The sequence below is a fragment of the Streptomyces formicae genome (assembly GCF_002556545.1).
Taxonomy (GTDB): domain Bacteria; phylum Actinomycetota; class Actinomycetes; order Streptomycetales; family Streptomycetaceae; genus Streptomyces; species Streptomyces formicae_A.
Genome location: NZ_CP022685.1, coordinates 8,796,271 through 8,818,487, shown reverse-complemented (window position 1 = coordinate 8,818,487; position 22,217 = coordinate 8,796,271). Strand labels below are relative to the sequence as shown.

The 22,217-nt window shown below is 73.3% G+C and carries 21 protein-coding genes; 10 read left to right on the top strand and 11 right to left on the bottom strand.

Annotated elements, in window-relative coordinates; genetic code table 11:
- Positions 1 to 7 precede the first annotated feature (7 nt).
- The gene (locus KY5_RS37895; protein WP_098246446.1) at positions 8 to 1,633 is read right to left on the bottom strand and encodes a thiamine pyrophosphate-binding protein; all 1,626 of its coding nucleotides are present in this window, start codon (positions 1,631 to 1,633) and stop codon (positions 8 to 10) included.
- Positions 1,633 to 2,856 (bottom strand): chorismate mutase, encoded by a 1,224-nt coding sequence (locus tag KY5_RS37890; protein WP_098246445.1) that lies wholly within the window; start codon positions 2,854 to 2,856, stop codon positions 1,633 to 1,635. Before KY5_RS37890 ends, KY5_RS37895 begins: the two co-directional genes overlap by 1 nt.
- Before the next feature lie 116 nt (positions 2,857 to 2,972).
- On the opposite strand from KY5_RS37890, the gene KY5_RS37885 reads away from it, so the two are divergent.
- Complete coding sequence (locus tag KY5_RS37885) at positions 2,973 to 3,320, top strand: tetratricopeptide repeat protein (protein WP_098247746.1); 348 nt, start codon at positions 2,973 to 2,975, stop codon at positions 3,318 to 3,320.
- Between the two features lie 72 nt (positions 3,321 to 3,392).
- On the opposite strand, the gene KY5_RS37880 is transcribed toward KY5_RS37885, so the two are convergent.
- Positions 3,393 to 4,838 carry a sensor histidine kinase gene (locus tag KY5_RS37880; RefSeq protein ID WP_098246444.1) on the bottom strand — a complete coding sequence of 482 codons (1,446 nt, stop codon included), beginning with the start codon at positions 4,836 to 4,838 and terminating at the stop codon, positions 3,393 to 3,395.
- 8 nt (positions 4,839 to 4,846) lie between these two features.
- A complete protein-coding gene (locus tag KY5_RS37875) occupies positions 4,847 to 5,590 on the bottom strand; it encodes a response regulator transcription factor (RefSeq protein ID WP_098246443.1) in 744 nt (247 codons plus the stop codon).
- Between the two features lie 173 nt (positions 5,591 to 5,763).
- Between KY5_RS37875 and KY5_RS37870 the strand changes: the two genes are divergently transcribed.
- A complete protein-coding gene (locus KY5_RS37870) occupies positions 5,764 to 7,020 on the top strand; it encodes a glycosyltransferase family 4 protein (RefSeq protein WP_098246442.1) in 1,257 nt (418 codons plus the stop codon).
- Positions 7,021 to 7,078: 58 nt separating this feature from the next.
- Here the strand turns inward: KY5_RS37870 and KY5_RS37865 are convergent, their stop codons facing one another.
- Positions 7,079 to 8,380, bottom strand: a complete 1,302-nt coding sequence (locus KY5_RS37865; RefSeq protein ID WP_098246441.1) for a phosphatase PAP2 family protein — start codon at positions 8,378 to 8,380, stop codon at positions 7,079 to 7,081.
- A gap of 364 nt (positions 8,381 to 8,744) precedes the next feature.
- Here KY5_RS37865 and KY5_RS37860 point away from each other — a divergent pair, with 364 nt between their 5' ends.
- Complete coding sequence (locus tag KY5_RS37860) at positions 8,745 to 9,518, top strand: NAD(P)-binding domain-containing protein (protein ID WP_234363064.1); 774 nt, start codon at positions 8,745 to 8,747, stop codon at positions 9,516 to 9,518.
- Positions 9,519 to 9,527: 9 nt separating this feature from the next.
- Here KY5_RS37860 and crcB read toward each other — a convergent pair whose 3' ends face one another.
- From crcB to KY5_RS37845, 3 genes are all read right to left on the bottom strand, one after another.
- Entirely contained in the window at positions 9,528 to 9,902 is a 375-nt protein-coding gene (crcB, locus tag KY5_RS37855; protein WP_098246440.1) for a fluoride efflux transporter CrcB, read from the bottom strand.
- Positions 9,899 to 10,402, bottom strand: a complete 504-nt coding sequence (locus KY5_RS37850) for a fluoride efflux transporter FluC (RefSeq protein WP_418952848.1) — start codon at positions 10,400 to 10,402, stop codon at positions 9,899 to 9,901. Before KY5_RS37850 ends, crcB begins: the two co-directional genes overlap by 4 nt.
- Before the next feature lie 146 nt (positions 10,403 to 10,548).
- The gene (locus KY5_RS37845) at positions 10,549 to 11,973 is read right to left on the bottom strand and encodes a dihydrolipoyl dehydrogenase family protein (protein WP_418952847.1); all 1,425 of its coding nucleotides are present in this window, start codon (positions 11,971 to 11,973) and stop codon (positions 10,549 to 10,551) included.
- Positions 11,974 to 12,140: 167 nt separating this feature from the next.
- Here KY5_RS37845 and trxA point away from each other — a divergent pair, with 167 nt between their 5' ends.
- Positions 12,141 to 12,524: a thioredoxin gene (trxA, locus tag KY5_RS37840; protein ID WP_098246437.1), complete on the top strand. Its 384-nt coding sequence runs from the start codon at positions 12,141 to 12,143 to the stop codon at positions 12,522 to 12,524.
- A gap of 15 nt (positions 12,525 to 12,539) precedes the next feature.
- On the opposite strand, the gene KY5_RS37835 is transcribed toward trxA, so the two are convergent.
- Positions 12,540 to 13,574 (bottom strand): LacI family DNA-binding transcriptional regulator, encoded by a 1,035-nt coding sequence (locus KY5_RS37835; RefSeq protein WP_098246436.1) that lies wholly within the window; start codon positions 13,572 to 13,574, stop codon positions 12,540 to 12,542.
- 159 nt (positions 13,575 to 13,733) lie between these two features.
- On the opposite strand from KY5_RS37835, the gene KY5_RS37830 reads away from it, so the two are divergent.
- Positions 13,734 to 15,164: an amidase gene (locus tag KY5_RS37830; RefSeq protein WP_098246435.1), complete on the top strand. Its 1,431-nt coding sequence runs from the start codon at positions 13,734 to 13,736 to the stop codon at positions 15,162 to 15,164.
- Between the two features lie 6 nt (positions 15,165 to 15,170).
- On the opposite strand, the gene KY5_RS37825 is transcribed toward KY5_RS37830, so the two are convergent.
- Positions 15,171 to 16,250 carry a glycosyl hydrolase family 18 protein gene (locus KY5_RS37825; RefSeq protein WP_098246434.1) on the bottom strand — a complete coding sequence of 360 codons (1,080 nt, stop codon included), beginning with the start codon at positions 16,248 to 16,250 and terminating at the stop codon, positions 15,171 to 15,173.
- A 98-nt stretch (positions 16,251 to 16,348) separates the two neighbouring features.
- Here KY5_RS37825 and KY5_RS37820 point away from each other — a divergent pair, with 98 nt between their 5' ends.
- The gene (locus tag KY5_RS37820) at positions 16,349 to 16,780 is read left to right on the top strand and encodes a type II toxin-antitoxin system PemK/MazF family toxin (RefSeq protein ID WP_098246433.1); all 432 of its coding nucleotides are present in this window, start codon (positions 16,349 to 16,351) and stop codon (positions 16,778 to 16,780) included.
- Here KY5_RS37820 and KY5_RS37815 read toward each other — a convergent pair.
- Positions 16,765 to 17,613 (bottom strand): TIGR02452 family protein, encoded by an 849-nt coding sequence (locus KY5_RS37815; protein ID WP_098246432.1) that lies wholly within the window; start codon positions 17,611 to 17,613, stop codon positions 16,765 to 16,767. The two genes, KY5_RS37820 and KY5_RS37815, sit on opposite strands and share 16 nt — an antisense overlap.
- Positions 17,614 to 17,772: 159 nt before the next feature.
- On the opposite strand from KY5_RS37815, the gene egtA reads away from it, so the two are divergent.
- Genes egtA through egtD form a run of 4 tightly spaced genes read left to right on the top strand, consistent with a single transcriptional unit; the run spans position 17,773 to position 22,203 of the window.
- On the top strand, positions 17,773 to 19,149 hold the full coding sequence (egtA, locus tag KY5_RS37810) for an ergothioneine biosynthesis glutamate--cysteine ligase EgtA (RefSeq protein ID WP_098246431.1): 1,377 nt from the start codon (positions 17,773 to 17,775) through the stop codon (positions 19,147 to 19,149).
- Positions 19,146 to 20,489 (top strand): ergothioneine biosynthesis protein EgtB, encoded by a 1,344-nt coding sequence (gene egtB, locus KY5_RS37805; RefSeq protein ID WP_098246430.1) that lies wholly within the window; start codon positions 19,146 to 19,148, stop codon positions 20,487 to 20,489. Before egtA ends, egtB begins: the two co-directional genes overlap by 4 nt.
- On the top strand, positions 20,489 to 21,244 hold the full coding sequence (gene egtC / locus KY5_RS37800; RefSeq protein WP_098246429.1) for an ergothioneine biosynthesis protein EgtC: 756 nt from the start codon (positions 20,489 to 20,491) through the stop codon (positions 21,242 to 21,244). Before egtB ends, egtC begins: the two co-directional genes overlap by 1 nt.
- Positions 21,241 to 22,203, top strand: a complete 963-nt coding sequence (egtD, locus tag KY5_RS37795; RefSeq protein ID WP_098246428.1) for an L-histidine N(alpha)-methyltransferase — start codon at positions 21,241 to 21,243, stop codon at positions 22,201 to 22,203. Before egtC ends, egtD begins: the two co-directional genes overlap by 4 nt.
- The last annotated feature ends 14 nt before the right edge of the window (positions 22,204 to 22,217 follow it).

Here is a 22,217-nt window from a genome sequence, read left to right as displayed (position 1 = left end):
CGGGGTCCTACAGGTCCACCTGGACGAGGAAGGGACGGCCCGTGCGGTAGCCGTCGGTCAAGGTCTCGGTGAGTTCCCCGGTCGATCCGGCCCGGCCCGCGGGCACGCCCATGGAGTGGGACAGCGCGACGAAGTCCACGGCCGGCCGGTCGAGGTCCATGCCGAGGTGCCGGGGCGGCCGGGGGTCGCGCTGTCGCCAGTTGTCCTTGAGGACCCGGTACTCGCGGTTGTTCGCGACCACGAATCCGATGGGGAGTTCCAGGCGCGCCGCGGTCCACAGGGCCTGCGGGCAGTACATCGCCGCGCCGTCGCCGACGGTGCACAGCACGGCGGCACGGTCGCGCGCCAGACTGACGCCGACGGCCGCGGGCATCGCCCAGCCCAGCCCGCCCGCCACCCACTGGTACTGGTTGGCGCGCCGCAGGTCCAGAGCCGCGCGGATGTGGCGGGCCGCCTGTGGGGCCTCGTCGCACACGATGGCGCCGTCGGGGAGCGTGGCCGCCAACACGCGGGCCAGGGAGGGGAGATCGAGCGCGGGCAGCTCGGGGCCGTGCCGCGACGGGTCCTGCGACGCGTACCCGGCTTCCCCCTCGGAGGGCAGCGAGTCGAGCAACTCACGCAGGGTGGGCCGCAGTTGGCCGTGCAAGGCCATGTCGACGGGAGTGTCGCGCCCCGGCGCCGAGGGGTCTTCGGTGATCTGGGCGACCTGGGTGCGGTCGCTGAGCAGCGGCCCGGGGGCGTACGGATAGTAGAGGGAGAACGGCTGCGCCCCGGCGATGACGACCAGGCGGTACGGGGCAAGGGCCTCGCGGATGCCCGGCACATGGGTGGGCAGGTACCCGCGCCACAGCGGATGCCGCGTGGGAAAGGGGTTGGTGGCGGGCCAGCCGGTGCCCCACACGGGCGTCCCGAGCCGCTCCGCGAGCGCGAGACCCTCGGCGGGCGCGAGGCGCGCGAGTTCGTCGCCGAAGACCAGCGCGATGTCGTCGCGCGGTGTCTCGTTGAGGAGTTTGGCGAGGTCGCCGACGGGGGCCGCGGCGGCGTAGCGGATCGTGGTGCGCCGCGGCGGCGGCGGGCCCACTTCGTCGAGCAGGTTCATCGGCAGGGAGAGGAACACCGGCCCCGCGGGCGGCGCCTGGGCGATGCGGAACGCCTGGTGCAGGGCCGTGCCGAGCTCGGTGCGGGTGCTCACCTCGTGGGACCACTTGACGGTCGCCCGGGCCAGACCCGTCAGATCACCGGCGAGGACGGGTTCGTGGATGAGGTGCCGCAGATCCTGTTGTCCGGCCGTGACCACGAGGGGAACCCGCGCGGCGGCCGCGTTGGTCAGCGCGCCCATGCCGTTGCCGAGCCCGGCGGCCGCGTGCAGGTTGACGAACGCCGGTCGTCCTGTGACGCGTGCGTGGCCGTCGGCCATGGCCACCGCCGACGCCTCTTGCAGCGCGAGCACGTACTGGATGTCGCGCTGGCTCGCCAACCGCTGGATCAGGGGCAGTTCGGTGGTGCCGGGATTGCCGAAGACGTGGCGCACGCCCTCGTCCCTCAGGACGCGGAGCACGAGTTCGGCGCCGGTGATGTCGGTGGACGGGTCGCCGGTGGGGGGTGTGGAGGCGGGGGGTACGGGGGTCGGCATCAGGGCTCCTGATGGTCGTGGGGAGCGGCGGCGGGATAGGTCCCCGCCACGCGCAGGCGCTCGCAGTGTTCGTGCAGGGCGCTCAGGACGTGCAGCATGTGCGCGTCGGTCGCGTGGCCGCGGACGTCGAGCCAGAGCAGCCGGGACGCCTCTCCGGCGGGGAGCGCGTGCAGGCCGAGGATCTCCGCCCGCTCCTGTGTCAGGCACTCCAGGATCCCGGTCAGGGCCCCGGCGGACGCGGTGAGCACCACGCTCGTGACGTCGTTGCCGGTCGGGGCGGGCGGCGCGGCCGTGGGCCGCACGAGAACGAAGCGGGTCACCGGGGTCCGGGCCCGTTCCGGGCACGCGAGAACGCGCAGGCGGTAGTGCTCGGCCGCCTGCCGGGTGCAGATGACGGCTTCGTACGGGGCGTCCGGCCGCAACAGTCCTGCCGCCGAACGGGACGTGGAGGACGTGCTCGTGCGGGCGGCCCGAGGGAGTACGCCGGTGAGCCACCGCTTGGTCTGCGCGAGGGCGTGCGGGTGGCTTGCCACGGTGTCGATGCTGGTGAGGTCCGTGCCAGGGGCCGCGGCCAGCACCCAGTTCACGGGGAGGCGCGCCTGCCCCGCCACGGTCACGCCTTCGGTGGCGGCGAGCGCGAACAGGGTGTCGTGGACCGGCCCCGAGACGCTGTTCTCCAGCGGTACGACGGACTCCTCCGCCACCCCCTCCCCCGGCCCCGCCACGGCCTCCTCCAAGGAGTCCACCGGCAGCAGCTCCGCGCCGGGCGGTCCCGGCCACGCCTCGGCTGCCTGGTGGGACACCGAAGCGGCAGGCCCCAGGAAGGCCCTGCGGGTCCGCCCACGGCCGCGCGCGGCCGTGGGCGCGGGGTCCCTGCCCCGGCACAGCCTCAGCAGGCTCAGGCCGATGTCCCGGCCCGCCGGGCCGAGGCCGTCCAGGTAACGGCCGATGACGACGTTCTCGCGGGTGCTGTCGGTCCGGCAGCCGCCGTGGGCGATGCGGGTCGACTGGACGAGCGCCGAGAACGACACGCGTTCCTTCACGACGCGGATGATCTGCTGGTCGAGCTGGTCCAGACGTCGCCTCGCCAGGGCGACTTCATCGTCTCCGGAATTCTCTTCGTAGGGCATGGTGCGCTCCAGAGTGAACTTCGTGATGCGGTGAGCTTCGGGTTCCCTGGTACGCCGTGGCCACGGGGGCGCAGGAGCGAGGTGTGGCGGCATTCAACGGGCGCCCGCCTAAGGACGGCTGCTACGTAGTGCGCTCGTAGACATCGTGGAATATTCAACTACTAGGCGTCGTTGCAGCCCACTGAAGGAGGCAGACAGTGGAGCAGATCATGGAAATGACCTACTACGACCACGGGACCGCGGCGGAGCGCTGGGAGCGCGCGCGGCAGTTCTTCGACGCCAAGGAGTACGCCACGGCGGCGCGGATCCTCGACGCCCTGGCCGACGAGGTGCCCGAGCAGGTCGCCCCGCGTCTGCTCCTGGCGCGCGCCTACTACCACTCGGCGCAACTGCGGCGCGCCGAGACCGAGTTGCTCAAGGTCGTCGCGCTCGACCCGGTCGAGAGCTACGCCCGACTGATGCTGGGCCGCACCCTGGAGCGCCAGGGCAGGCAGGCGGACGCGACCCCGCACCTGCGGATGGCCGCGGCGCTGAGCGGTGACCTGCCGCAGGTCTGAGCGACAGGTCGACCGGGGCCTCTGGCGGAGGGGCGGGGCGACATCGCCCCGCTCCCGCCGGAGGCCCCTTCGTCATGCCCTGCCGGAGGCCCTTCCGCCGTCCACCGCCCCGGACCCCACCTCGAACCCCAGGGCGGCTCCCCCGCCCGGCCGCGCCTCGGCGAAGACCGTGCCGCCGTGCCTGGTGGCGACCTCCCGCACGATGGAGAGGCCGAGGCCCGAGCCCGGCAGGCCCCTGGCGCCCGGGGCGCGGTAGAAGCGGTCGAAGACGTGGGCCAGGTCGTCGGCGGCGATGCCGGGACCGCGGTCGAGGACCGTGACGCGGCGCCCCTCGACGACGATCTCGATGGGCGCGGTGCCCCCTCGGTCGAACTTGGCCGCGTTCTCCAGGAGGTTGGTGACGGCGCGCTGCAGCGCGGCGGGCCGCCCCTCGAAGACCTGCGGGCCATCGGCCCGCAGGGTGATCGTGCGGCCGGTGCGGCGCCCCGCCACGGCCGCCGCCTCGCGCGCCACGTCGGCGAGCGTCAGCTCCTCGGTCCGCTCGTCGTCCGGACGGCCCGCGGCGAGGTCGACCAACTCGTTGACCAGATCGGTCAGTTCGCGGGACTCCTCGGCCAGGTCGGCGACCAGTTCAGCCCGCGCGCCCGGCGGCAGTTCGTCGATGCGGTGCAGCAGGGAGATGTTCGTACGCAGCGAGGTGAGCGGCGTGCGCAGCTCGTGCCCCGCGTCCTGGACCAGGCGGCGCTGGTCGTCCTCGGCCTTGGCGAGCCGCCCCAGCATGTGATCGAAGGACCGGCCCAGCCTGCCCACCTCGTCGCGCCCGACGACCGGCACCTGGATGTCGACCCGGCCGGTGGCGGCGACGCCCTCCGCCGCGTACGCGAGGCGGACGAGACGTCCGGTGATGCGGCGGGCGAGCCACCAGCCGAAGAGGCCCGCGGAGACCACCACCAGGAGGGCGAAGAGGAGCGTGCGGTCCTGGAGGTCCTTCAGGAGGTCCTCGGTGTCGCTGAACTGCTGCGCCACCTGCACCGCGCCCCTGCCGCCGCCGAGCGCGACCGTCGCCAGGCGGTAGTCCTCGCCGTCGATCTCGATGTCGCGCCGCGCCACCTTGCCCGGCTCCGGGTCGGTCGTGATCGCGCGTTCCGCCGCGTCGACCGGCAGCGCGCGGCTCCCCCGGTCGAGGATCCGGCCGCCCGCCGCGAGCACCTGGACGTCGGCGCGGGTGGGCCTGGTCAGATCGTCGCGCAGCCCGTCGTGGTCGAGGTCCCCGGTGGCGTAGTCCTCGGTGTCCAGGCTCCGGTGGCGGACCTGGGAGCGCAGGTCTCCGACGACCTCGGCGAAGACCGACTGCTGGTCCCTGCGCACCAGTTGTGCCGCCGCGTCGTAGCTGAGCAGGCCGACGAGGAGCGTGACCCCGGCGGCGACCGCCGCGAACGAGGCGGCGAAGGTCGTGCGCAGGCTCGTGCGCGAGCGGCGCGAGCCGCGCGGACCCCGGCGGAAGGAGAAGGCGCGCATGGCCGGGCTCAGGACTCCCTCAGGACGTATCCCACGCCCCGCACGGTGTGGATGAGCGGGGCCGCGCCCGCGACGACGTCCAGCTTGCGGCGCAGGTAGCCGACGTACACCGCGAGGTTCTTGGAGCTGGGCCCGAAGTCGTAGCCCCAGATCCGGTCGTAGATCGCCGTGTGGTCGAGGACGATGCCGGTGTTGCGGGCGAGCAGCTCGAGGAGGTCGAACTCCGTGCGGGTGAGGTCGAGTTCCACGCCGCCGCGCCAGACCCTGCGGGCCCCCGGATCGATCCTGAGGTCGGCCGCCGTGATCAGGTCGGCCGCGGCGGCGGGGGCCTCGTCCCGCTCGGCCGTCTCCTCCGGCGCCGCCGCCCTGCCGAAGGGCGCTTCCCCGTCGACCCGGCGCAGCAGCGCCCGCAGCCGCGCGAAGACCTCCTCGATCTCGAACGGCTTGGCCACGTAGTCGTCGGCTCCCGCGTCGAGCCCGGCGATCCGGTCGGCGGTCTCCACCCTGGCGGTGAGCATCAGGATCGGCGTGCGGTTGCCCTCGGCGCGCAGCACCTGGCAGACCTGGAGGCCGTCGATGCCGGGCATCATCACATCGAGTACGAGGATGTCCGGCGGCTGCCGATGGGCGGTGGCGAGTGCCTGGATGCCGTCCGCGACGGCCGTGACCTCGTACCCCTCAAGGGTCAGCGCGCGCTCGACGGCATGGCGGATGGCGCGGTCGTCCTCGGCGAGCAGCACGGTGTGGGGCATCCGACCAGTCTGCCAAGCCGACCGGGCCCTGCCGCCCTCCGGGGGCCGAGGGGTCCTCTTCTCACCGGGCTCTCACCCGCGTTCTTACCCGTCTCTCACCGTCGGCGGTCCTCCGGCTTACCCCGCGGTGCCAGGGTGACCGGATCACCGCTCCACCAGGGGGAAAGCACCACATGAAGGTCGTCTTTCTGCTGCACAACGCCTACGGCGTCGGCGGCACCATCCGCACCACCCTCAACCTCGCTGCCGCCCTCGCCGACCGGCACGAGGTCCAGGTGGCCTCGCTGTCGCGGCACCGCGAGGCGCCGCGCTTCACGGTGGATCCGCGCATCACGCTGGTACCGCTCGTGGACACCCGGGTGGGCGGTTCGGACATGGCGGACCCGCTGTTCGCCGAGCCCGCGACGGTCTTCCCCGAGGCCGACAAGCGCCATCACCAGTACACGCGCCTGCACGACGTGCGCGCGGAGCGCTTCCTGCGCGGCTGCGACGCGGACGTCGTCATCGGCACCCGTCCCGGGATCAACGTCTATCTCGCGCGCTTCGGTCCGCGCAGGGCGCTGCGCATCGCCCAGGAGCACCTGCGCCACGACGCGCACAGCAAGCGGCTGCGGGCCGTCCTCGCCCGCCACTACCGGGGGCTCGACGCTGTGGTGACCACCACGGAGGCGGACGCGGCCGTCTACCGGAAGCGGATGCCGCTGCCCGGGGTCCGGGTCCTGGCGGTGCCCAACATCGTGCCCGCTCCCGCCGAGGTGCCCGCGGAGGGTTCGGCGAAGGTCGTCGCTGCCGCGGGGCGTCTGGTGCCGGGCAAGCGGTTCGATCTGCTGGTGGAGGCGTTCTCGGCGGTCGCGGCGCTGCACCCCGACTGGGAGCTGCGGATCTACGGCGGCGGCCCCGCGCGGGCGGGCCTCCAGGAGATGATCGACGGGCTCGGGCTCGGCGCGCACGTCACGCTCATGGGGGTGCGCTCGCCGATCGAGAAGGAGTTCAGGAAGGCGTCCCTGGTCGCCTCCGCGTCCGATGCCGAGTCCTTCGGCATGACGCTCGTCGAGGCGATGCGCTGCGGGGTGCCGGTGGTCAGCACCGACTGCCCGCTGGGGCCCGCGGAGATCATCGAGGACGGGCACGACGGCCGCCTCGTGCCGACCGGCGACGGCCACGCGCTCGCCAAGGCGATCGTGGAGCTGATCGAGGACGCGCCCCGGCGCCGGGAGATGGGCAAGGCCGCGCTGCGCAGCGCCCACCGCTTCGATCCGGAACCGATCGTACGGCGGCACGAGGCCCTCTTCGCCGAGCTGCGGGCGACGCGGCACGGGCGCGCGTTCCGGCGCGCCCGTGCCGGGGTGCGGGCCTGGGCGGGGGCCCGCGTGCGTGCGGTGCGCCGCGGCTACAGGTCCGCCCTGGCCCGCCGGGCGCCCGCCGCCTGACGCGGGCGCCGCCCCGCTCACGCGGCGCGGCGCCCGCGTCGACTCCGACGAGGTCGACTCAGACGAGTTCGGGCTGCGGTTCCGGCTTGAGGGCCGGTACGGCCTTCGGCTCCCACACCCTGTTGAGCCGCATGTAGCCGTATATCACCGAGACCATCGACAGGATGATCAGCGGGCCGAAGAGCCACGGGTAGTCGGCCATCTGCGCGGGCAGGTAGCGGTACGAGACCAGGAGCGCGGTGAAGACGACCGCGCCGTGGGCGACCAGCTGGACGTTCGACCGCTCCCAGCCTCGGTCGTACGCGCGCAGGGCGGACTCGATCGTGAGCGTGAACACCACACCGGCGACGATGTCCGCGCCGTAGTGGTAGCCGAAGCCCAGCGTCGCGCCGAGCGTGGCGATCAGCCAGAACGTGCCGCCGTACCGCAGCACGCGCGGGCCTCTGCGGGAGTGGATGAAGATCACGGTGGCCCACGCGGTGTGCAGGCTCGGCATGCAGTTGCGCGGGGTGATCTCGTTGAACGGCATGTGCTGCGGGAGGTTCATCGGCGGCGGGGTGTCCGGCCACAGGTTGGCCACCGCCCACTGTCCGCCGTCGCCGCCGTACGCGAAGATCGGTCCGACCACCGGGAAGATCATGTAGATGCCGGGGCCGAGCAGGCCGATGACCAGGAAGGTCCGCACCAGGTGGTGGGTCGGGAAGCGGCGCTCCTTGGCCACGTTGCGCAGTTGGTAGACCGCGACGGCGACCGCGGCCACCGCGAGCTGGATGTAGACCCAGTCGAGGACGTGGGAGCCGACGGGTCCCGTGGCCCTGATGATCCGGCCCACCACCCACGAGGGGTTGCCGAGCGCGTGATCGGCGGTCGCCACGTACTGGTCGAGCACCAGGGGGCGGGTCTTCGAGGTGATGAGCAGCCAGGTGTCACCGGTCTTGCGGCCCGCGACGAGCAGCAGTCCCAGGCCGACGCCCTTCAGGAGCAGCATGCGTTCGTTGCCGGTGCGCCGCGTGACGGCGATGACCGCGCAGGCGATGATCACCCACAGCGCGCCGTTGCCGAACATCATCTTGGCGTCGACCGCCCAGCGCACCAGGAAGAAGACGACGTCTATGCCGACCGCGACGCCGATGGCGATGAACCGTTCGCGCCAGGTCAGCACGACCATCATCAGCCCCATGCTGGCGTACAGCAGCGGCCCGGACTTGGGCGCGAAGATCACCTCGCGCGCCTGGTTGGTGATCGGTCCGGGCACGCCGTAGTGCCGTGCGGCGATCTCCAGCGCGACCATGAACCCGAGGGCCACGACGGCTGCCACGGTCCACAGGATCACTCGCGGCCTGCGCAGCGCGGCGAGCATGTTTCTGCTGTCTTTTCGCGAAGGGTTCCGCGGTGCTCTAGATATCAATTCCATGACCGATTTGTTAGTTTTTGGGAAATGGCTCACTTTTTGCGCTAGATAGCATGGATTTCTAGTGCTGTACGGCGATCTGGGCGATCGTTGTGAGTTCGATCATGTTATCGGAGCCATGCGGGTGGAATTCGCCGGTTGCGTCAGGTGAGATGCCCCACACATTCGCCTCGCAGAAGCAACCCCCAAGAGATGACGCGGGCACGAAGATCGTGTTCGGTCGCCGAATCGCACGCACGGATCACCCCGGCGACACCGGCCAAGGGGTTGACCAGCGCCCCTGTGGCACCACCCGGGACGATGAGGAGACGCAGTGGACGGCGCAGTGGGCAGCATCGGGATCATCGGCGTGGGCGAGCTGGGCCGAGCCTTCGTGGAGGGACTGAGCGACGGGGTCGCGGACGCTCCCGAGATTCATCTCTCGCCGAGGGGCGCCCGCACGGCCGCCGAGCTGGCCCGGCGGTATCCGAACGCGCGGGTGTGCGCCGACAACCAGGACGTGGTGGACCGCTCCCGGCTGGTGATCATCGCGGTCCGTCCCCAGGACCGCGCGGCCCTCGCCGGACTCCGCGTCGACGCCGACAAGATCGTGGTCAGTGCCGTGGCCGGGGTCGCCATCGACGAGCTGCGCAGGACGCTCGGCACCGACGCCCCGGTGGTGCGCACCATCCCGCTGCCCACCGTGCGCGAGCGCCGCTCCGTCACCGTGACCTGTCCCTCGCACCCGGCCGTCGACACCCTCTTCGACCGCCTCGGCGGGGCGCTGCCCGTCGCGGACGAGGCGGACTTCGGCGTCTTCTCCACCCTGACGGGCACGCTGACCACCCACTACGCGTACCTGGCCACGCTCGCCGACTGGGCGGCGCGCCAGGGCATCCCCGCCGAGGAGGCCGCCCGCTATGTCCGCGGCCTCTTCCAGGGCGTCGGGCGCTCCCTGGGCGACGACACCCGCTCGCTCACGCAGCTCGCGGGCGACCACGAGACCCCGAAGGGCAGCAACGAGCGCATCCGCACGACGTGGTTCGACGCGTCGAATTCCGCGTCCCTGACCGCGGCGCTCGACGGCCTGCTGAACCATCTGAGGTAGCCGCGTACGTCAGAGCCACAGGGCCTCGGCGACGGCCACCCCGACGAAGGCAGCGCCGAGGCCCGCGGCGACGCTGCCGACCGCGTTGGCCACCGCGGAGAACCCCGCGCCCTCCTCGGCCAGGCGCAGCGTCTCGTACGAGAAGGTCGAGTACGTCGTGAGGGCGCCGCACAGGCCGGTGCCGAGGAGGAGCTGGGTGTGCGGGGAGGCGGCGCCCGCCGCCACCGCTCCCGTGACGACGCCGAGGATCAGACAGCCCACGACGTTCACGGTGAGGGTTCCCCAGGGGAAGGCCGTGCCCTGCCGGGCCTGCACCGCCCGGTCCGTCAGATAGCGCAGCGGGGCGCCGATCAGCGCGCCCGCGACGACGAGCAGCCAGTTCATCGCCCCCTCCCCTCGGTGAGGCGGCGAGTCAGGCGGCGCGTCACCCGCACCGCGCCCCATACGGCGGCCACGGCCGCGAGCAGCGTCAGGGCGAGGTAGGCCAGGCCCGTGCGGGCGTAGCCGCCGCTGAGCAGACGCTCGATGTCCACCGTGTACGTCGAGAACGTGGTGAAGCCGCCGAGCACCCCCGTGCCGAGGAAGGGCCGCACCAGACGGTGGGGCGTCCACACTTCGGTGACGAGGACCATCAGGACGCCGATCAGCGCGCAGCCGACGGCGTTCACCGCGAGGGTGGCCCAGGGGAAGCCGCCGGGGGCCACCGGCCAGTGGAGCGACGCGGCGTAGCGGGCACTGGCGCCGATCGCGCCGCCGACGGAGACCGCCGCGAGGACGCCGCCCTGCCCGCGCGTCAGCCCGCCCCGCTCCGCGGGCACGGACAGGTCGACGTCGGGGTCCATGGGTGCGTCCACCGCCGCGGGCCGCGGGTCTTGCCTGGGCATGTGCCTCCTACTCGCGTCGCCCGTGCCCGGGCGCACTCGTTCGCAAGTAGGGACCGTCGGCGGCGTGCGTGCCGCGGTTCGGGTACGGCGGGCCCCACCGCCGCGCGGCGCCCGGTGGGGAGCGCCGCTCGCTCCAGGCTAGCCGCTCAGCCCCGGTACGTCTCAAGCAGCCGCAGCCACACCTCGCTGATCGTCGGGTAGGAGGGGACCGCGTGCCAGAGGCGGTCGATCGGGACCTCGCCCGCCACCGCGACGGTCGCCGAGTGGATGAGTTCGCCCACGCCCGGGCCGACGAACGTGACGCCGAGGAGGACCTCGCGGTCGAGGTCGACGATCATGCGCGCCTTGCCCCGGTAGCCGTCGGCGTAGAGGCCCGCGCCCGCCACGCCCGACATGTCGTAGTCGACCGCCCGGACGCGGTGGCCCGCCGCCTCCGCCTCGGCGAGGGTCAGGCCCGCCGACGCCGCCTCGGGGTCGGTGAAGACGACCTGGGGGATCGCGGCGTGGTCGGCGGTGGCCGCGTGGGCGCCCCAGCGGTCGATCTCCAGGAGCGGCACCCCCTGGGCGCGGGCGGCGATCGCGGCGCCCGCGATGCGGGCCTGGTACTTGCCCTGGTGGGTGAGGAGCGCGCGGTGGTTCGCGTCGCCCACCGCGTACAGCCAGTCGCTGCCCTCGACCCGCAGGCTCTCGTCGACGGGCAGCCACGAGCCGGGTTCGAGGCCCACCGTCTCCAGGCCGATGTCGTCGGTGCGCGGCGCGCGGCCCGTGGCGAACAGGATCTCGTCGGCTTCGAGGGTCTCGCCATTGTCCAGGGTCGCCCGCACCGTGCCGTCCTCGCGGCGCACGGCCGTCACGGACACGCCGTCGCGGACCCGCGCGCCCGCCTCGGTGAGCGCCTCGCGCACCAGCTCACCGGCGAAGGGCTCCATGCGGGGCAGCAGGCCGCCGCCGCGCACCAGGACCGTCACCTCGGAGCCGAGCGCCTGCCAGGCCGTGGCCATCTCCACGGCGACGACTCCCCCGCCCACCACGAGCAGGCGCCCCGGCACCCGGTCCGCGCTGGTCGCCTCGCGGCTGGTCCAGGGCTTGACGTCGGCGAGCCCCGGCAGGTCGGGCAGCGCCGCGCGGGTGCCGGTACAGACGGCGACCGCGTGGCGGGCCTCCAGGGTGCGCTCGGTGCCGTCCTGTCCGGTGACCGTGACCTTGCGGGTGCCCGCGATGCGACCGTGCCCTCGGTACAGGTCGACGCCGACGCCCTCCAGCCAGCCGACCTGGCCGTCGTCCTTCCAGTGCGAGGTGTAGTCGTCGCGGTGGGCGAGCACCTCCGCCGTGTCGAGGGGGCCCTGCGCGGCCTGCCGCAGGCCGGGGGTGCGGCGGGCGTCGGCGCGGGCGATCACGGGGCGCAGCAGGGCCTTGCTCGGCATGCACGCCCAGTACGAGCACTCCCCGCCCACGAGTTCGCTCTCCACGATCGCGGCGCTGAGCCCGTTGGCCCTGGCCCGGTCCGCGACGTTCTCCCCCACGGGGCCCGCTCCGATGACTACTACGTCGTACGTGATGGCATCCGTCATAAGCACAGTCTCTCCGCAGGTGTGCGCCGTGGCCACACGGGTACGCGCGCGGAACGCCCCCGGTGTCGCGCGCGGGAACTCCCGCGCGTGGGACGGTCGGAATACGTCCGTCCCACCGGCGGTTGTGCACAGCGGCTACGCCCGATATCAGGAAGTAGGGAAACACCATGAGCAGCTCGACCGTGGAGCTCACCAAGGAGAACTTCGACCAGACGGTCACGGACAACGGATTCGTCCTGATCGACTTCTGGGCGTCGTGGTGCGGGCCGTGCCGTCAGTTCGCCCCCGTCTACGAGAAGGCGGCGGAGGACAACCCCGACCTGGTCTTCGCCAAGGTCGACACGGAGGCCCAGCCCGAGCTGGCCGCCGCGTTCAACATCCAGTCCATTCCGACCCTGATGATCATCCGTGATCAGGTCGCGGTGTTCGCCCAGCCCGGCGCGCTCCCCGCCGAGGCTCTTACGGACGTCATCGGGCAGGCCAGGAAGCTGGACATGGACGAGGTCCGCCGCCAGGTCGCCGAGGAGCAGGCCAAGCCGCAGGAGCAGTGAGCCGGGACCGGAGCGTCAGCTCGACTCGCGGTGCACGACGTCCGCTCCGAGGACGTCGTGCACCTCGGGTTCGGCCCCCGGGTCCCGCACCACGCGGTCGACGAGTTCGGCCAGGCTGCGCCCGGACGGCAGCTCGATGCGGACGGTGCTGAGCCGGGGGCGCAGGAGTCTGCCGAGCATCAGGTCGTCGGAGCCGATGACGGCCGTGTCGCCCGGCACGTCGATGCCTTCGTCCTGCAACGCCCGCATCAGCAGCATCGCGTACTCGTCGTTGTACGCGAAGACGGCGTCGACGCCGAGGTCGCGCCAGCGTGCCGCGAGCCGCGCGGCCGATTCCTCGCTGTAGGCGAGGGAGAGTTCGGTGACGGCGGCGCTCGTGCTCCCCGCCGCCTCGACCGCCTCGCGCATGCCCTGCACGCGCGGCTGCCAGAACATCTCGAGCCCGGCCTCCGCCGGGACTATCGCGCCGATGCGGCGCCGCCCGCGCGCTAGGAAGTGCAGGGCGGCGGCCTCGCCCACCCTGCGTCCGTCCATCAGGAGCGCGTGCGCGCCCTCCACCCGCTGCGGTCCGAGCGTGAAGACCGCCTTGGCGCCCGAGCGCTTGAGGACCGTCACGCCCCGGGGCCCGAGCGCGGACGCGTCGGGCGCGAGCACGGCAACCGGACGCAGCTCGGCCCAGGCGCGCGCGGCGTCCTCGCCGGTCATGCCGAGGCTCGCATACTGCACGACGGTGTAGTCCAGGCGGCTGAGCGCCCACTGCAGCTCATTGAAGAACTGGCTGAACAGGAGTCCCATCGGGATCTCCGACGTGGGCATGAGCACCATGCGGCTGTGCCCGGCGCGCAGGCTGCGGGCGGCGGCGTGCGGGACGTACCCCAGTTCCCTGGCCGCATCGTGCACGCGGCGGCGGGTGGGCTCGCTGATGCGGACGGCGCTGGCGTTGTTGAGGACGTACGAGACGGTGGCGCGGGAGACCCCCGCCAGGCGTGCGACGTCGGCGCTCGTCGGCACGGAGCGCTGCGCTGGCTGCTGGTTCGGTATCTGCACCATGACATGGGCATCTTCGCAGACCGGGAAGGGGCGCCCGCAGGCGGGCGGCGGGGCGTGGTCGGGCGGAGCCGGGCGCGCAACTTCCCTGGGCGCGTTCCCCGTTGGCCTACTCGCCGGTTAACGTGCGGGCACCCGTCGTCGACCGAAGGTGCCCCCCACATGACTGCCGACCGTGCCGATGGCCTGGCGCGCACCGCCCGCGCGCTGGCCGAGGGAGAGGTGTCCTCGCGTGCGCTGACCGAGCGGACGCTGGCCAGGATCGAGGCGGCGCAGCCCGTCCTCAACGCCTTCAAGCTGGTGCGGGCCGAGGCCGCGCTCGCCGAGGCGGACGCCGCCGACCGGGAGTTGGCGGCGGGCGGCCCCTTTCCCGGGCGGCCGCTGCTCGGGGTGCCGCTGGCCGTGAAGGACGACATGGACATCGCGGGCGAGCCGACCGCGTTCGGGTGCAGGGGCGAGTTCCCGCCGAAGCTGCGGGACTCGGAGGCGGTACGCCGGCTGCGGGCTGCCGGGGCCGTGCTCGTCGGCAAGACGAACAGCTGCGAGCTGGGGCAGTGGCCGTTCACCGAGGGGCCCGGGTTCGGTGACACCCGCAATCCGTGGAACTCCTCTCACACGCCCGGTGGTTCCTCGGGCGGCTCGGCTGCCGCGGTGGCCGCGGGGCTGGTGCCCGCCGCGCTCGGCTCGGACGGCGCGGGCTCGGTGCGCATCCCCGCGGCCTGGACGCATCTGGTGGGGATCAAGCCGCAGCGCGGGCGGATATCGACGTGGCCGTGGGCCGAGGCGTTCCAGGGCATCACGGTCAACGGCCCGCTGGCGAGGACCGTCGCGGACGCCGCCCTGCTCCTGGACGCGGCGAGCGGCAACCACGCGGGGGACCTGCACCGGCCGCCCGCCGTGCGCGCCGCGGAGGCGGCGACGCGCGATCCGGGGCGGCTGCGCGTCGCGCTCTCCCTGCGCATGCCGTTCACGGCGACGGCCAAGCGGCTGCACCCCGTGGTGCGGGACCGGGTGGTGGCGCTCGCGGAGCGGCTCGCCGCGCTCGGGCACGACGTGTCGGCGGCCGATCCGCGCTACGGGCAGATCGGGCTCGCCTTCGTGCCGCGCGCCACGGCGGGCATCGCCGAGTGGACACGGCACGTCCCCGATCCTTCGCTCCTGGACCCGCGCACGCGTGAAGCCGCCCGCATGGGGCGGCTCTTGGGCGGCGCCCCGTTGAAGCTGGCCCGGCGCGCCGAGGCGGCGCTGCACCGCAGGGTGGGCGCCGTCTTCTCGGCGTACGACGTGGTGATCGCGCCGACGACGGCCACTCCCCCGCCGCGCGTCGGCACCCTGGCCACCATGAACGGCTGGCGCACCGACCGGGCGATGATCGCGGCCTGCCCGTACGCGTGGCCGTGGAACGTCCTCGGCTGGCCGGGCGTCAACGTGCCCGCGGGACACACACCCGGCGGCCTCCCGGTGGGCGCGCAGCTGCTCGGGCCCGCGGGCAGCGAGCCGCTCCTGATCTCGCTGGCCGCCCAACTGGAGGACGATCAGCGCTGGTACGAGCGGTGGCCCACGCCGGTCCCCGACTCGGCACCGGCGCCGTGAGGCGGTTCAGCCGCGCGCGAGGACCCGCCAGAGCGCCGGGTCCTCGAAGCCGAGTGCCCACAGGACGGTGTTGGTCACCCGGTGCCTGCGCAGTGCGGGCAGGTGCGCGGCGGTGCCCCGCGCGTCCTGGTACCAGACCGTCCGGCGTGTCCCGCCTTCCTCGTACGTGAAGTGGGGCGTGCGGGACGCGGGGTCGATGCGGTAGGGGGCGCCGACCTTGCGGCGCAGGGCCTCCGCCTCGACGGAGGTGACGTGCCTGGCCCGGTCCCGCTTGCCGACGGCCCAGTCCCAGCCGTAGGCGGGCAGCCCCATCTCCAGCTTGCGGCGCGGCACTTCGCGGGTGGCGCGGCGCAGGATGTCCTCGTACCAGGCGGGTGTGGAGAGCGGTCCCGGGCGGCCCTCGGCCCAGTGCAGGTTGTACGCCATGACGCGCAGCCGGTCGGCGGCCCTGCCGAGCCGCTGGTAGTCCCAGACGCGGCCGGTGCCCGCGGTCTTCGGGGAGACCGTGATGACGCACTGTTTGCGCAGGGCGTGCAGGCGGCGGCAGAGGTCGGTGACCATCGTGGCGTAGCCGTCGCGGACCTTCTTGTACGCGGCGTCGCCGGTCGGCGCGATGGTCTCGTAGTCGAGGTCGAGGCCGTCGTAGGCGCCCAGGCGCACGGTTCTGAGCAGTTCCTTGATGTGGGTGGCGCGGTGGCCCGGATCGGTGACGACGGCGGCGAGGGCGCCGGGTGCCATGGTCTCCATGACGGTGGGCACGACCTTGATGCCCGCCCGGTGCAGTCCGTCCACGACACGCCGGTCGCCCGCGCCGGAGTGCGCGGCGACACGCCCGGCGGACTTGGCCTGGTACCAGAAGGGGCTGACGGTGTGCAGCTGGTCCTTGTGGCGCAGGGCGCTCTTGAAGGCGGCGTCCTGGTTCCAGTAGGGCAGCCAGGCGGAGGCGGTGCGCAGCGGCGGGGCGGCGTGCGCGGGTGGGGGCGAGGGCGGGGACGAGCCGGTGGCGGCGGGAACGGCGGCGAGCGCGGAGCCCGCCACGGCGAGGACGACGAGGACCCGGGAGCGGCGTGTGTGTCGAAGCGGCATGCACCGAGCCTGCGGGTCATCCGGCGGACCCGCTCTGCGGATTGGGCCGGTCAGGTCCTACGGTGACCCGTGTGACTGCTTCCATCGATGATCCGCACATGTCCGCCTCGCCGGGACGCTCCGGCACCACCGCGACCACCGAGGTCGCGCCGCACCAGGTGGGCCGCGTCCGCACCGAGTACGCGCCGGAGCACGACGGCGACCCCGATCCCGGCGAGATCGTCTGGACGTTCGTGCCCTTCGAGGAGAACGACGGGCGCGGCAAGGACCGTCCGGTTCTCGTGGTCGCCCGCGAGGCGTCGGGCACGCTCCTGGCCGTGCAGCTGTCGAGCAAGCGCCACGACGGCGAGGGCGACTGGGTGCCGATGGGCACAGGGCCGTGGGACCGTGAGGGACGCGAGTCGTGGGTGGACGTCGACCGGGTGCTCCGGGTGCACGAGCGGGGCATGCGGCGTGAGGCGTGCGCGCTCGACCGGATGCGGTTCGACCTCGTCGTACGCCGTCTGAGGGAGCGTTACGGCTGGCGTTGACCCGCCGGGCCCACGTCCGCGAACGCCGTCTCGAAGGCGCCTCGGGTCACCGCGCCCTTCGTACGGTCGAGCACCCCGAAGACGACGTGCGCGAAGTGTCCGTGGAAGCGGCCGCCCGGGCCGAGCAGTTCCTTGAACGCGTTCGCGACGTGGGCCGGGTCGTTCATGAAGACGCCGCAGCCCCACGCGCCGAGCACCAGACGGCGGTGGCCTTGGGCGGCGGCCGTCTCCAGGACGCGCTCCGCGCGGGCCGCGACGGCCGCGGGGATCAGCGCGGCGCGCTCGGGCGCCTGACGCCTGATCACTCCGGCGTTCGGCGCGGCGGAGGTGAGGAAGCCGACCGTGTACGGCGTGTCGAGCAGGGCTCCTCGGTCGTCGCGGAAGACGGGGACGCCCGGCGAGTACACGACGCGGTCGCTGTAGAAGGGGTCGCGCTCGGCGCGGTGGTGGTCGTAGAACGCGCGGGCCCGCAGCTGGCAGGTGTACAGCGCGGAGGCGCGGCACAGTGCCTCCTCCTGGGCCTGGGCGCCGTTGAGGTAGCCGCCGCCGGGATTGCGCGCGGAGGCGAAGTTGAGCACCGCGACCGGGGAGTCCTCGGCGCCGACGAGCCTGCGGGCGGCCTCCAGGCTGCTCTCGGCCGTGACCTCGAAGCGCGTGGACACGGGCGGGCGCGGCGGGACGTCCACCGGTCCCGGACCGAAGATCCGGGTTCCCTCGCGGGCCGCGGCCACGGCGTCGGCGATCGCCACCGTGCGGCCGCTCCCCGTGGTGTACTCCCCCGCCGCGACGATCTGTTCCGTCTCCTGCGCCTGTGCGCGCAGCCGGGCGCTCATGTCCGTGCCCCGTTGTCGTTCATGAACGCATGGTGAGCTCCGCGTGGCGGGCGGCACAACTCAATTCCCGGTGCGAAAACGGCCTTAGGGGCACTCTTGTGCGAACGCCCCTGAGGGTTTTGGGTATAGCGAGCACCATCGACAGGAAGGATCCCCGGCATGCCAGAGGGAGACTGTACGCACCACGACACACCAGCGCGTACCAGGGCCCTGGACACGGTGACCGAGGCCGAGGTGGAGGCGCTGGTCCGCGGCATCTGCTTCAAGACCGGGCCGCCTCGCACCACCGGTGTCGAACTGGAATGGCTCGTCCACGAACCGGGACTGCCCCACAAGCCCGTTCCCACCGCCCGCCTCGAAGCGGCCTATGCCGCACTGCGGGCCCTGCCCCTGCACTCGCTCATCACCGTCGAACCCGGCGGGCAGCTGGAGCTCAGCTCGCTTCCCGCCTCGTCCCTGATGGAGTGCATCTCGGCCATGCGGGCCGATCTCCGCGTCGTCCGTGACGCGTTGTGTTCCCACCGGCTCACCCTCAGCGGCTTCGGCGCCGACCCGTGGCGGCCACCGGCCAGAATCCTGCACGAGCCGCGCTACGACGCCATGGAGTCCTGCTTCGACAGGGCAGGTCCTTCCGGCCGCCGCATGATGTGCTCGACGGCGTCCGTGCAGATCTGCCTGGACGCCGGACACGAGGAGCCGGGGCCGCTCGGCTACGCGCGGCGCTGGCGCCTCGCGCACCTGCTCGGGCCCGTCCTGGTCGCCGCGTTCGCCAACTCGCCGCTCCAGGAGGGCCGCGGCACCGGCTGGCGCTCCACCCGGCAGGCCATCTGGGCGGGCATCGCCCCGGGCAGGTCGGGGGCGCCACCGCTCGACGGCGAGCCCCGTGAGACCTGGACCCGGCACGCGCTCGACGCGCCCGTCATGTGTGTCAGAGACCTCGACGACAGCACGGGACACACCGCCTGGCCCGTGCCGGAAGGTCTCACCTTCCGTGCCTGGACCCGTTCGAGAGCGCCGAGGGCGCCCACCCGCGAGGACCTCGACTACCACCTGACCACGCTGTTCCCGCCGGTGCGCCCGCGCGGCCACCTGGAACTGCGCATGGTCGACGCGCAGCCCGGCGAGGACGGCTGGATCGTGCCGCTCGCCGTCACCGCCGCGCTCTTCGACGACCCGGAGGCCGCCGAGACCGCCTACCGCGCGGTCAAGCCCCTCGCGGAGCGGGCCGCACCACCGGGCTCGCCCGCCGCGCCGCAGAGCCCGCTCTGGCTGGACGCGGCGCGTCACGGTCCGGCCGACGCCGAGCTGCGCGAGGCGGCCGTCGCCTGCTTCGCCGCGGCGGCCGACGCGCTGCCCCGGATGGACGTGAGCACGGACGTCCGGGACGCCGTCGTCACCTTCGGCGATCAGTACGTGGCGCGCGGCCGCTGCCCCGCCGACGACCTCCTGGACTCACTGCGCCACAGCGGTGCGCCCGGCTCCCGCTCCCTTGACCACACGCCTCACGGCACACCCGGGAAGGACGCCCGCCGATGACAGGGCCCACCGCCGACCCCGAAGACCTGCGGGAGCGCGCGCACGCCGCGCTGCTCGCCGCCAGGGACCGCACCAATCTGCTCACCACCTGTGTCGAGGACACCGAACTCACCGCGCAGCACTCGCCGTTGATGTCGCCCCTGGTCTGGGACCTGGCACACATCGGCAACCAGGAGGAGCAGTGGCTGCTGCGCGCGGTCGCCGGGCGCGACGCCATGCGGCCCGAGATCGATCCGCTGTACGACGCCTTCGAGCATCCCCGCGCCGAGCGCCCCGCCCTGCCGCTGCTCGCGCCCGCCGAGGCCCGCCACTACGCGGCCGAGGTGCGCGGGCGCGCGCTCGACGTCCTGGAGCGGACACCGCTGCGCGGCACTCCGCTCACCGACGCGGGGTTCGCGTTCGGCATGATCGCGCAGCACGAGCAGCAGCACGACGAGACGATGCTGATCACGCACCAGTTGCGCGCGGGCCCGACGGCGCTCACCGCGCCCGACCCCGCACCGCTCGAAGCGCCCTTCGCCGGGCCCGCCGAAGTCCTGGTCCCCGGCGGCCCGTTCACCATGGGCACCTCGACCGAGCCATGGGCCCTGGACAACGAACGCCCGGCCCACCACCGTCTCGTACCGCCCTTCTTCATCGACACCACACCGGTGACGAACGCCGCCTACCTGCGTTTCGTCGAGGACGGCGGCTACGACCAGGAGCGCTGGTGGGCGCCGGAGGGCTGGGCGATGGTCCGTCAGAACCGGCTCACCGCACCGCTGTTCTGGCGCCGCGAGGGCGGACAGTGGCTGCGCCGGCACTTCGGGAGGGTGGAGCAGGTGCCGCCCGACGAGCCGGTCCTGCACGTCAGTTGGTACGAGGCCGACGCCTTCGCGCGCTGGGCCGGGCGGCGGCTGCCCAGCGAGGAGGAGTGGGAGAAGGCCGCCAGGTACGACCCGTCATCCGATCGCTCCATGCGCTATCCGTGGGGCGACGCGGACCCCACGCCCGAGCGGGCCAACCTGGGCCAGCGACATCTGCGGCCCGCCCCCGCGGGGAGCTACCCGGCGGGTGAATCACCTCTCGGCGTACGCCAGTTGATCGGCGACGTGTGGGAGTGGACCTCCAGCGGCTTCCTGCCCTACCCGGGCTTCGCCGCGTTCCCCTACCGCGAGTACTCGGACGTGTTCTTCGGCGGCGACTACAAGGTGCTGCGCGGCGGCGCCTTCTCCGTCGACGCGGTGGCCTGCCGGGGCACGTTCCGCAACTGGGACCACCCGGTGCGGCGGCAGATCTTCGCCGGGTTCCGCACGGCACGCGACGTCGCTCCCTGTGCCGGTCCCGAGGGAGCTGCCTGATGTGCCGTCACCTCGCCTTCCTCGGCCCGCCCGAGCCGCTCGGGGGCCTGCTCGTGGAGCCCGCGCATGGCCTGTACCGCCAGTCCTGGGAGCCCCGGCGCCAGCGCCACGGCACCGTCAACGCCGACGGCTTCGGCGTGGGCTGGTACGCCGAGGGCGATCCGGTGCCCGCCCGCTACCGCCGCGCGGGGCCCATCTGGGGCGACCAGTCCTTCGCCGACCTGGCCAGGGTCGTGCGCACCGGGGCGCTGCTCGGCGCGGTGCGGGACGCGACCCTCGGGGGCGCGGACGGGGAGGCAGCGGCCGCCCCTTTCACCGCGGGGCCCTGGCTGTTCAGCCACAACGGCGCGATCGCGGGCTGGCCGCGCTCCCTCGCGTCCCTCGCCGCCCGCCTTCCGGCCGCCGAGCTGCTCTCGATGGAGGCGCGCTGCGACTCCGCGCTGGTGTGGGCGCTCGTGCTGCACCGGCTGCGGGCCGGTGACGAGGAGGGCCAGGCCCTCGCCGACACCGTCGCCGAGGTCGCGGAGGCCGCCCCCGGATCGCGCCTCAACCTCCTGCTCACCAACGGCGACACGATCGCCGCGACCGCCTGGGGCGACACCCTCTGGTACCTCGCGGAGCCCGACCGCCGCACCGTCGTCGCCTCAGAGCCCTACGACGACGATCCGCACTGGCGCGAGGTGCCCGATCGCACCCTGCTCGCCGCAAGCCGCACCGACGTACTGCTGACACCGCTCAAGGAGCCCACCGCGTGAGCCCGTTCCTCCTGACCAGGACCCTGCCCGAGGACGCCACCGACGCCGCGCTGCGCGCCGACGTACTGCACGGCCTGACCCGCACCCCCAAGACCCTGCCGCCCAAGTGGTTCTACGACGCACGCGGCAGTGCCCTCTTCGAGGAGATCACCACCCTGCCCGAGTACTACCCGACGCGCGCCGAGCGCGAGATCCTGGTCGCCCGCGCCGCCGAGATCGCGGAGGTCACCGGCGCGCGGACGCTGATCGAACTGGGTTCGGGCTCCTCGGAGAAGACCCGTCACCTCATCGACGCCATGGCCACCCTGCACACCTACGTCCCCGTGGACGTCAGCGAGAGCGCGCTGACCGGGGCGGCGAACGCGCTGCTCGCCCAGCGCCCCTCGCTCGCCGTGCACGCGCTGATCGCCGACTTCACCCGCGGGCTCGCGCTGCCCGGCACCCCCGGGCCGCGCCTCGTCGCCTTCCTCGGCGGCACGATCGGCAATCTGCTGCCCGCGGAGCGCGCGGCCTTCCTCGCCTCGGTGCGCGGGCTGCTCTCCCCCGGCGACATGCTGTTGCTCGGCACGGACCTGGTGAAGGACGAATCCGTGCTCGTCTCCGCCTACGACGACGGTTCCGGAGTGACCGCCGCCTTCAACAAGAACGTCCTCACGGTGATGAACCGCGAGCTGCAGGCCGACTTCGACCCCGCGGCCTTCGCGCACGTGGCCGTCTGGGACCGCGAGCACGAGTGGATCGAGATGCGGCTGCGCTCGCGGTCCGACCAGACGGTGAAGATCCCGGCGCTCGACCTCGCGGTCGACTTCACCGCGGGCGAGGACGTCCGCACGGAGGTCTCGGCGAAGTTCAGGGAGGATGGCGTACGCTCCGAACTCGCCGCCGCGGACCTGAAGCTGAGCCACTGGTGGACGGATGAGAGAGGGCGCTTCGCGCTCTCCCTCAGCACGGCCGCGTAGGCCGGGCCCCGGGT

Coding starts and splice junctions, on each gene's coding strand:
- KY5_RS37865 (WP_098246441.1), bottom strand. CDS start 8,380: ATGCTCGCCGCGCTGCGCAGGCCGCGAGTGATCCTGTGGACCGTGGCA.
- KY5_RS37890 (WP_098246445.1), bottom strand. CDS start 2,856: ATGCCGCCACACCTCGCTCCTGCGCCCCCGTGGCCACGGCGTACCAGG.
- trxA (WP_098246437.1), top strand. CDS start 12,141: ATGAGCAGCTCGACCGTGGAGCTCACCAAGGAGAACTTCGACCAGACG.
- KY5_RS37815 (WP_098246432.1), bottom strand. CDS start 17,613: ATGAGCGCCCGGCTGCGCGCACAGGCGCAGGAGACGGAACAGATCGTC.
- KY5_RS37835 (WP_098246436.1), bottom strand. CDS start 13,574: ATGGTGCAGATACCGAACCAGCAGCCAGCGCAGCGCTCCGTGCCGACG.
- KY5_RS37850 (WP_418952848.1), bottom strand. CDS start 10,402: ATGCCCAGGCAAGACCCGCGGCCCGCGGCGGTGGACGCACCCATGGAC.
- egtA (WP_098246431.1), top strand. CDS start 17,773: ATGCCAGAGGGAGACTGTACGCACCACGACACACCAGCGCGTACCAGG.
- KY5_RS37825 (WP_098246434.1), bottom strand. CDS start 16,250: ATGCCGCTTCGACACACACGCCGCTCCCGGGTCCTCGTCGTCCTCGCC.
- KY5_RS37820 (WP_098246433.1), top strand. CDS start 16,349: ATGTCCGCCTCGCCGGGACGCTCCGGCACCACCGCGACCACCGAGGTC.
- KY5_RS37875 (WP_098246443.1), bottom strand. CDS start 5,590: ATGCCCCACACCGTGCTGCTCGCCGAGGACGACCGCGCCATCCGCCAT.
- KY5_RS37880 (WP_098246444.1), bottom strand. CDS start 4,838: ATGCGCGCCTTCTCCTTCCGCCGGGGTCCGCGCGGCTCGCGCCGCTCG.
- KY5_RS37870 (WP_098246442.1), top strand. CDS start 5,764: ATGAAGGTCGTCTTTCTGCTGCACAACGCCTACGGCGTCGGCGGCACC.
- crcB (WP_098246440.1), bottom strand. CDS start 9,902: ATGAACTGGCTGCTCGTCGTCGCGGGCGCGCTGATCGGCGCCCCGCTG.
- KY5_RS37830 (WP_098246435.1), top strand. CDS start 13,734: ATGACTGCCGACCGTGCCGATGGCCTGGCGCGCACCGCCCGCGCGCTG.
- KY5_RS37895 (WP_098246446.1), bottom strand. CDS start 1,633: ATGCCGACCCCCGTACCCCCCGCCTCCACACCCCCCACCGGCGACCCG.
- KY5_RS37885 (WP_098247746.1), top strand. CDS start 2,973: ATGGAAATGACCTACTACGACCACGGGACCGCGGCGGAGCGCTGGGAG.
- egtB (WP_098246430.1), top strand. CDS start 19,146: ATGACAGGGCCCACCGCCGACCCCGAAGACCTGCGGGAGCGCGCGCAC.
- egtC (WP_098246429.1), top strand. CDS start 20,489: ATGTGCCGTCACCTCGCCTTCCTCGGCCCGCCCGAGCCGCTCGGGGGC.
- KY5_RS37845 (WP_418952847.1), bottom strand. CDS start 11,973: ATGACGGATGCCATCACGTACGACGTAGTAGTCATCGGAGCGGGCCCC.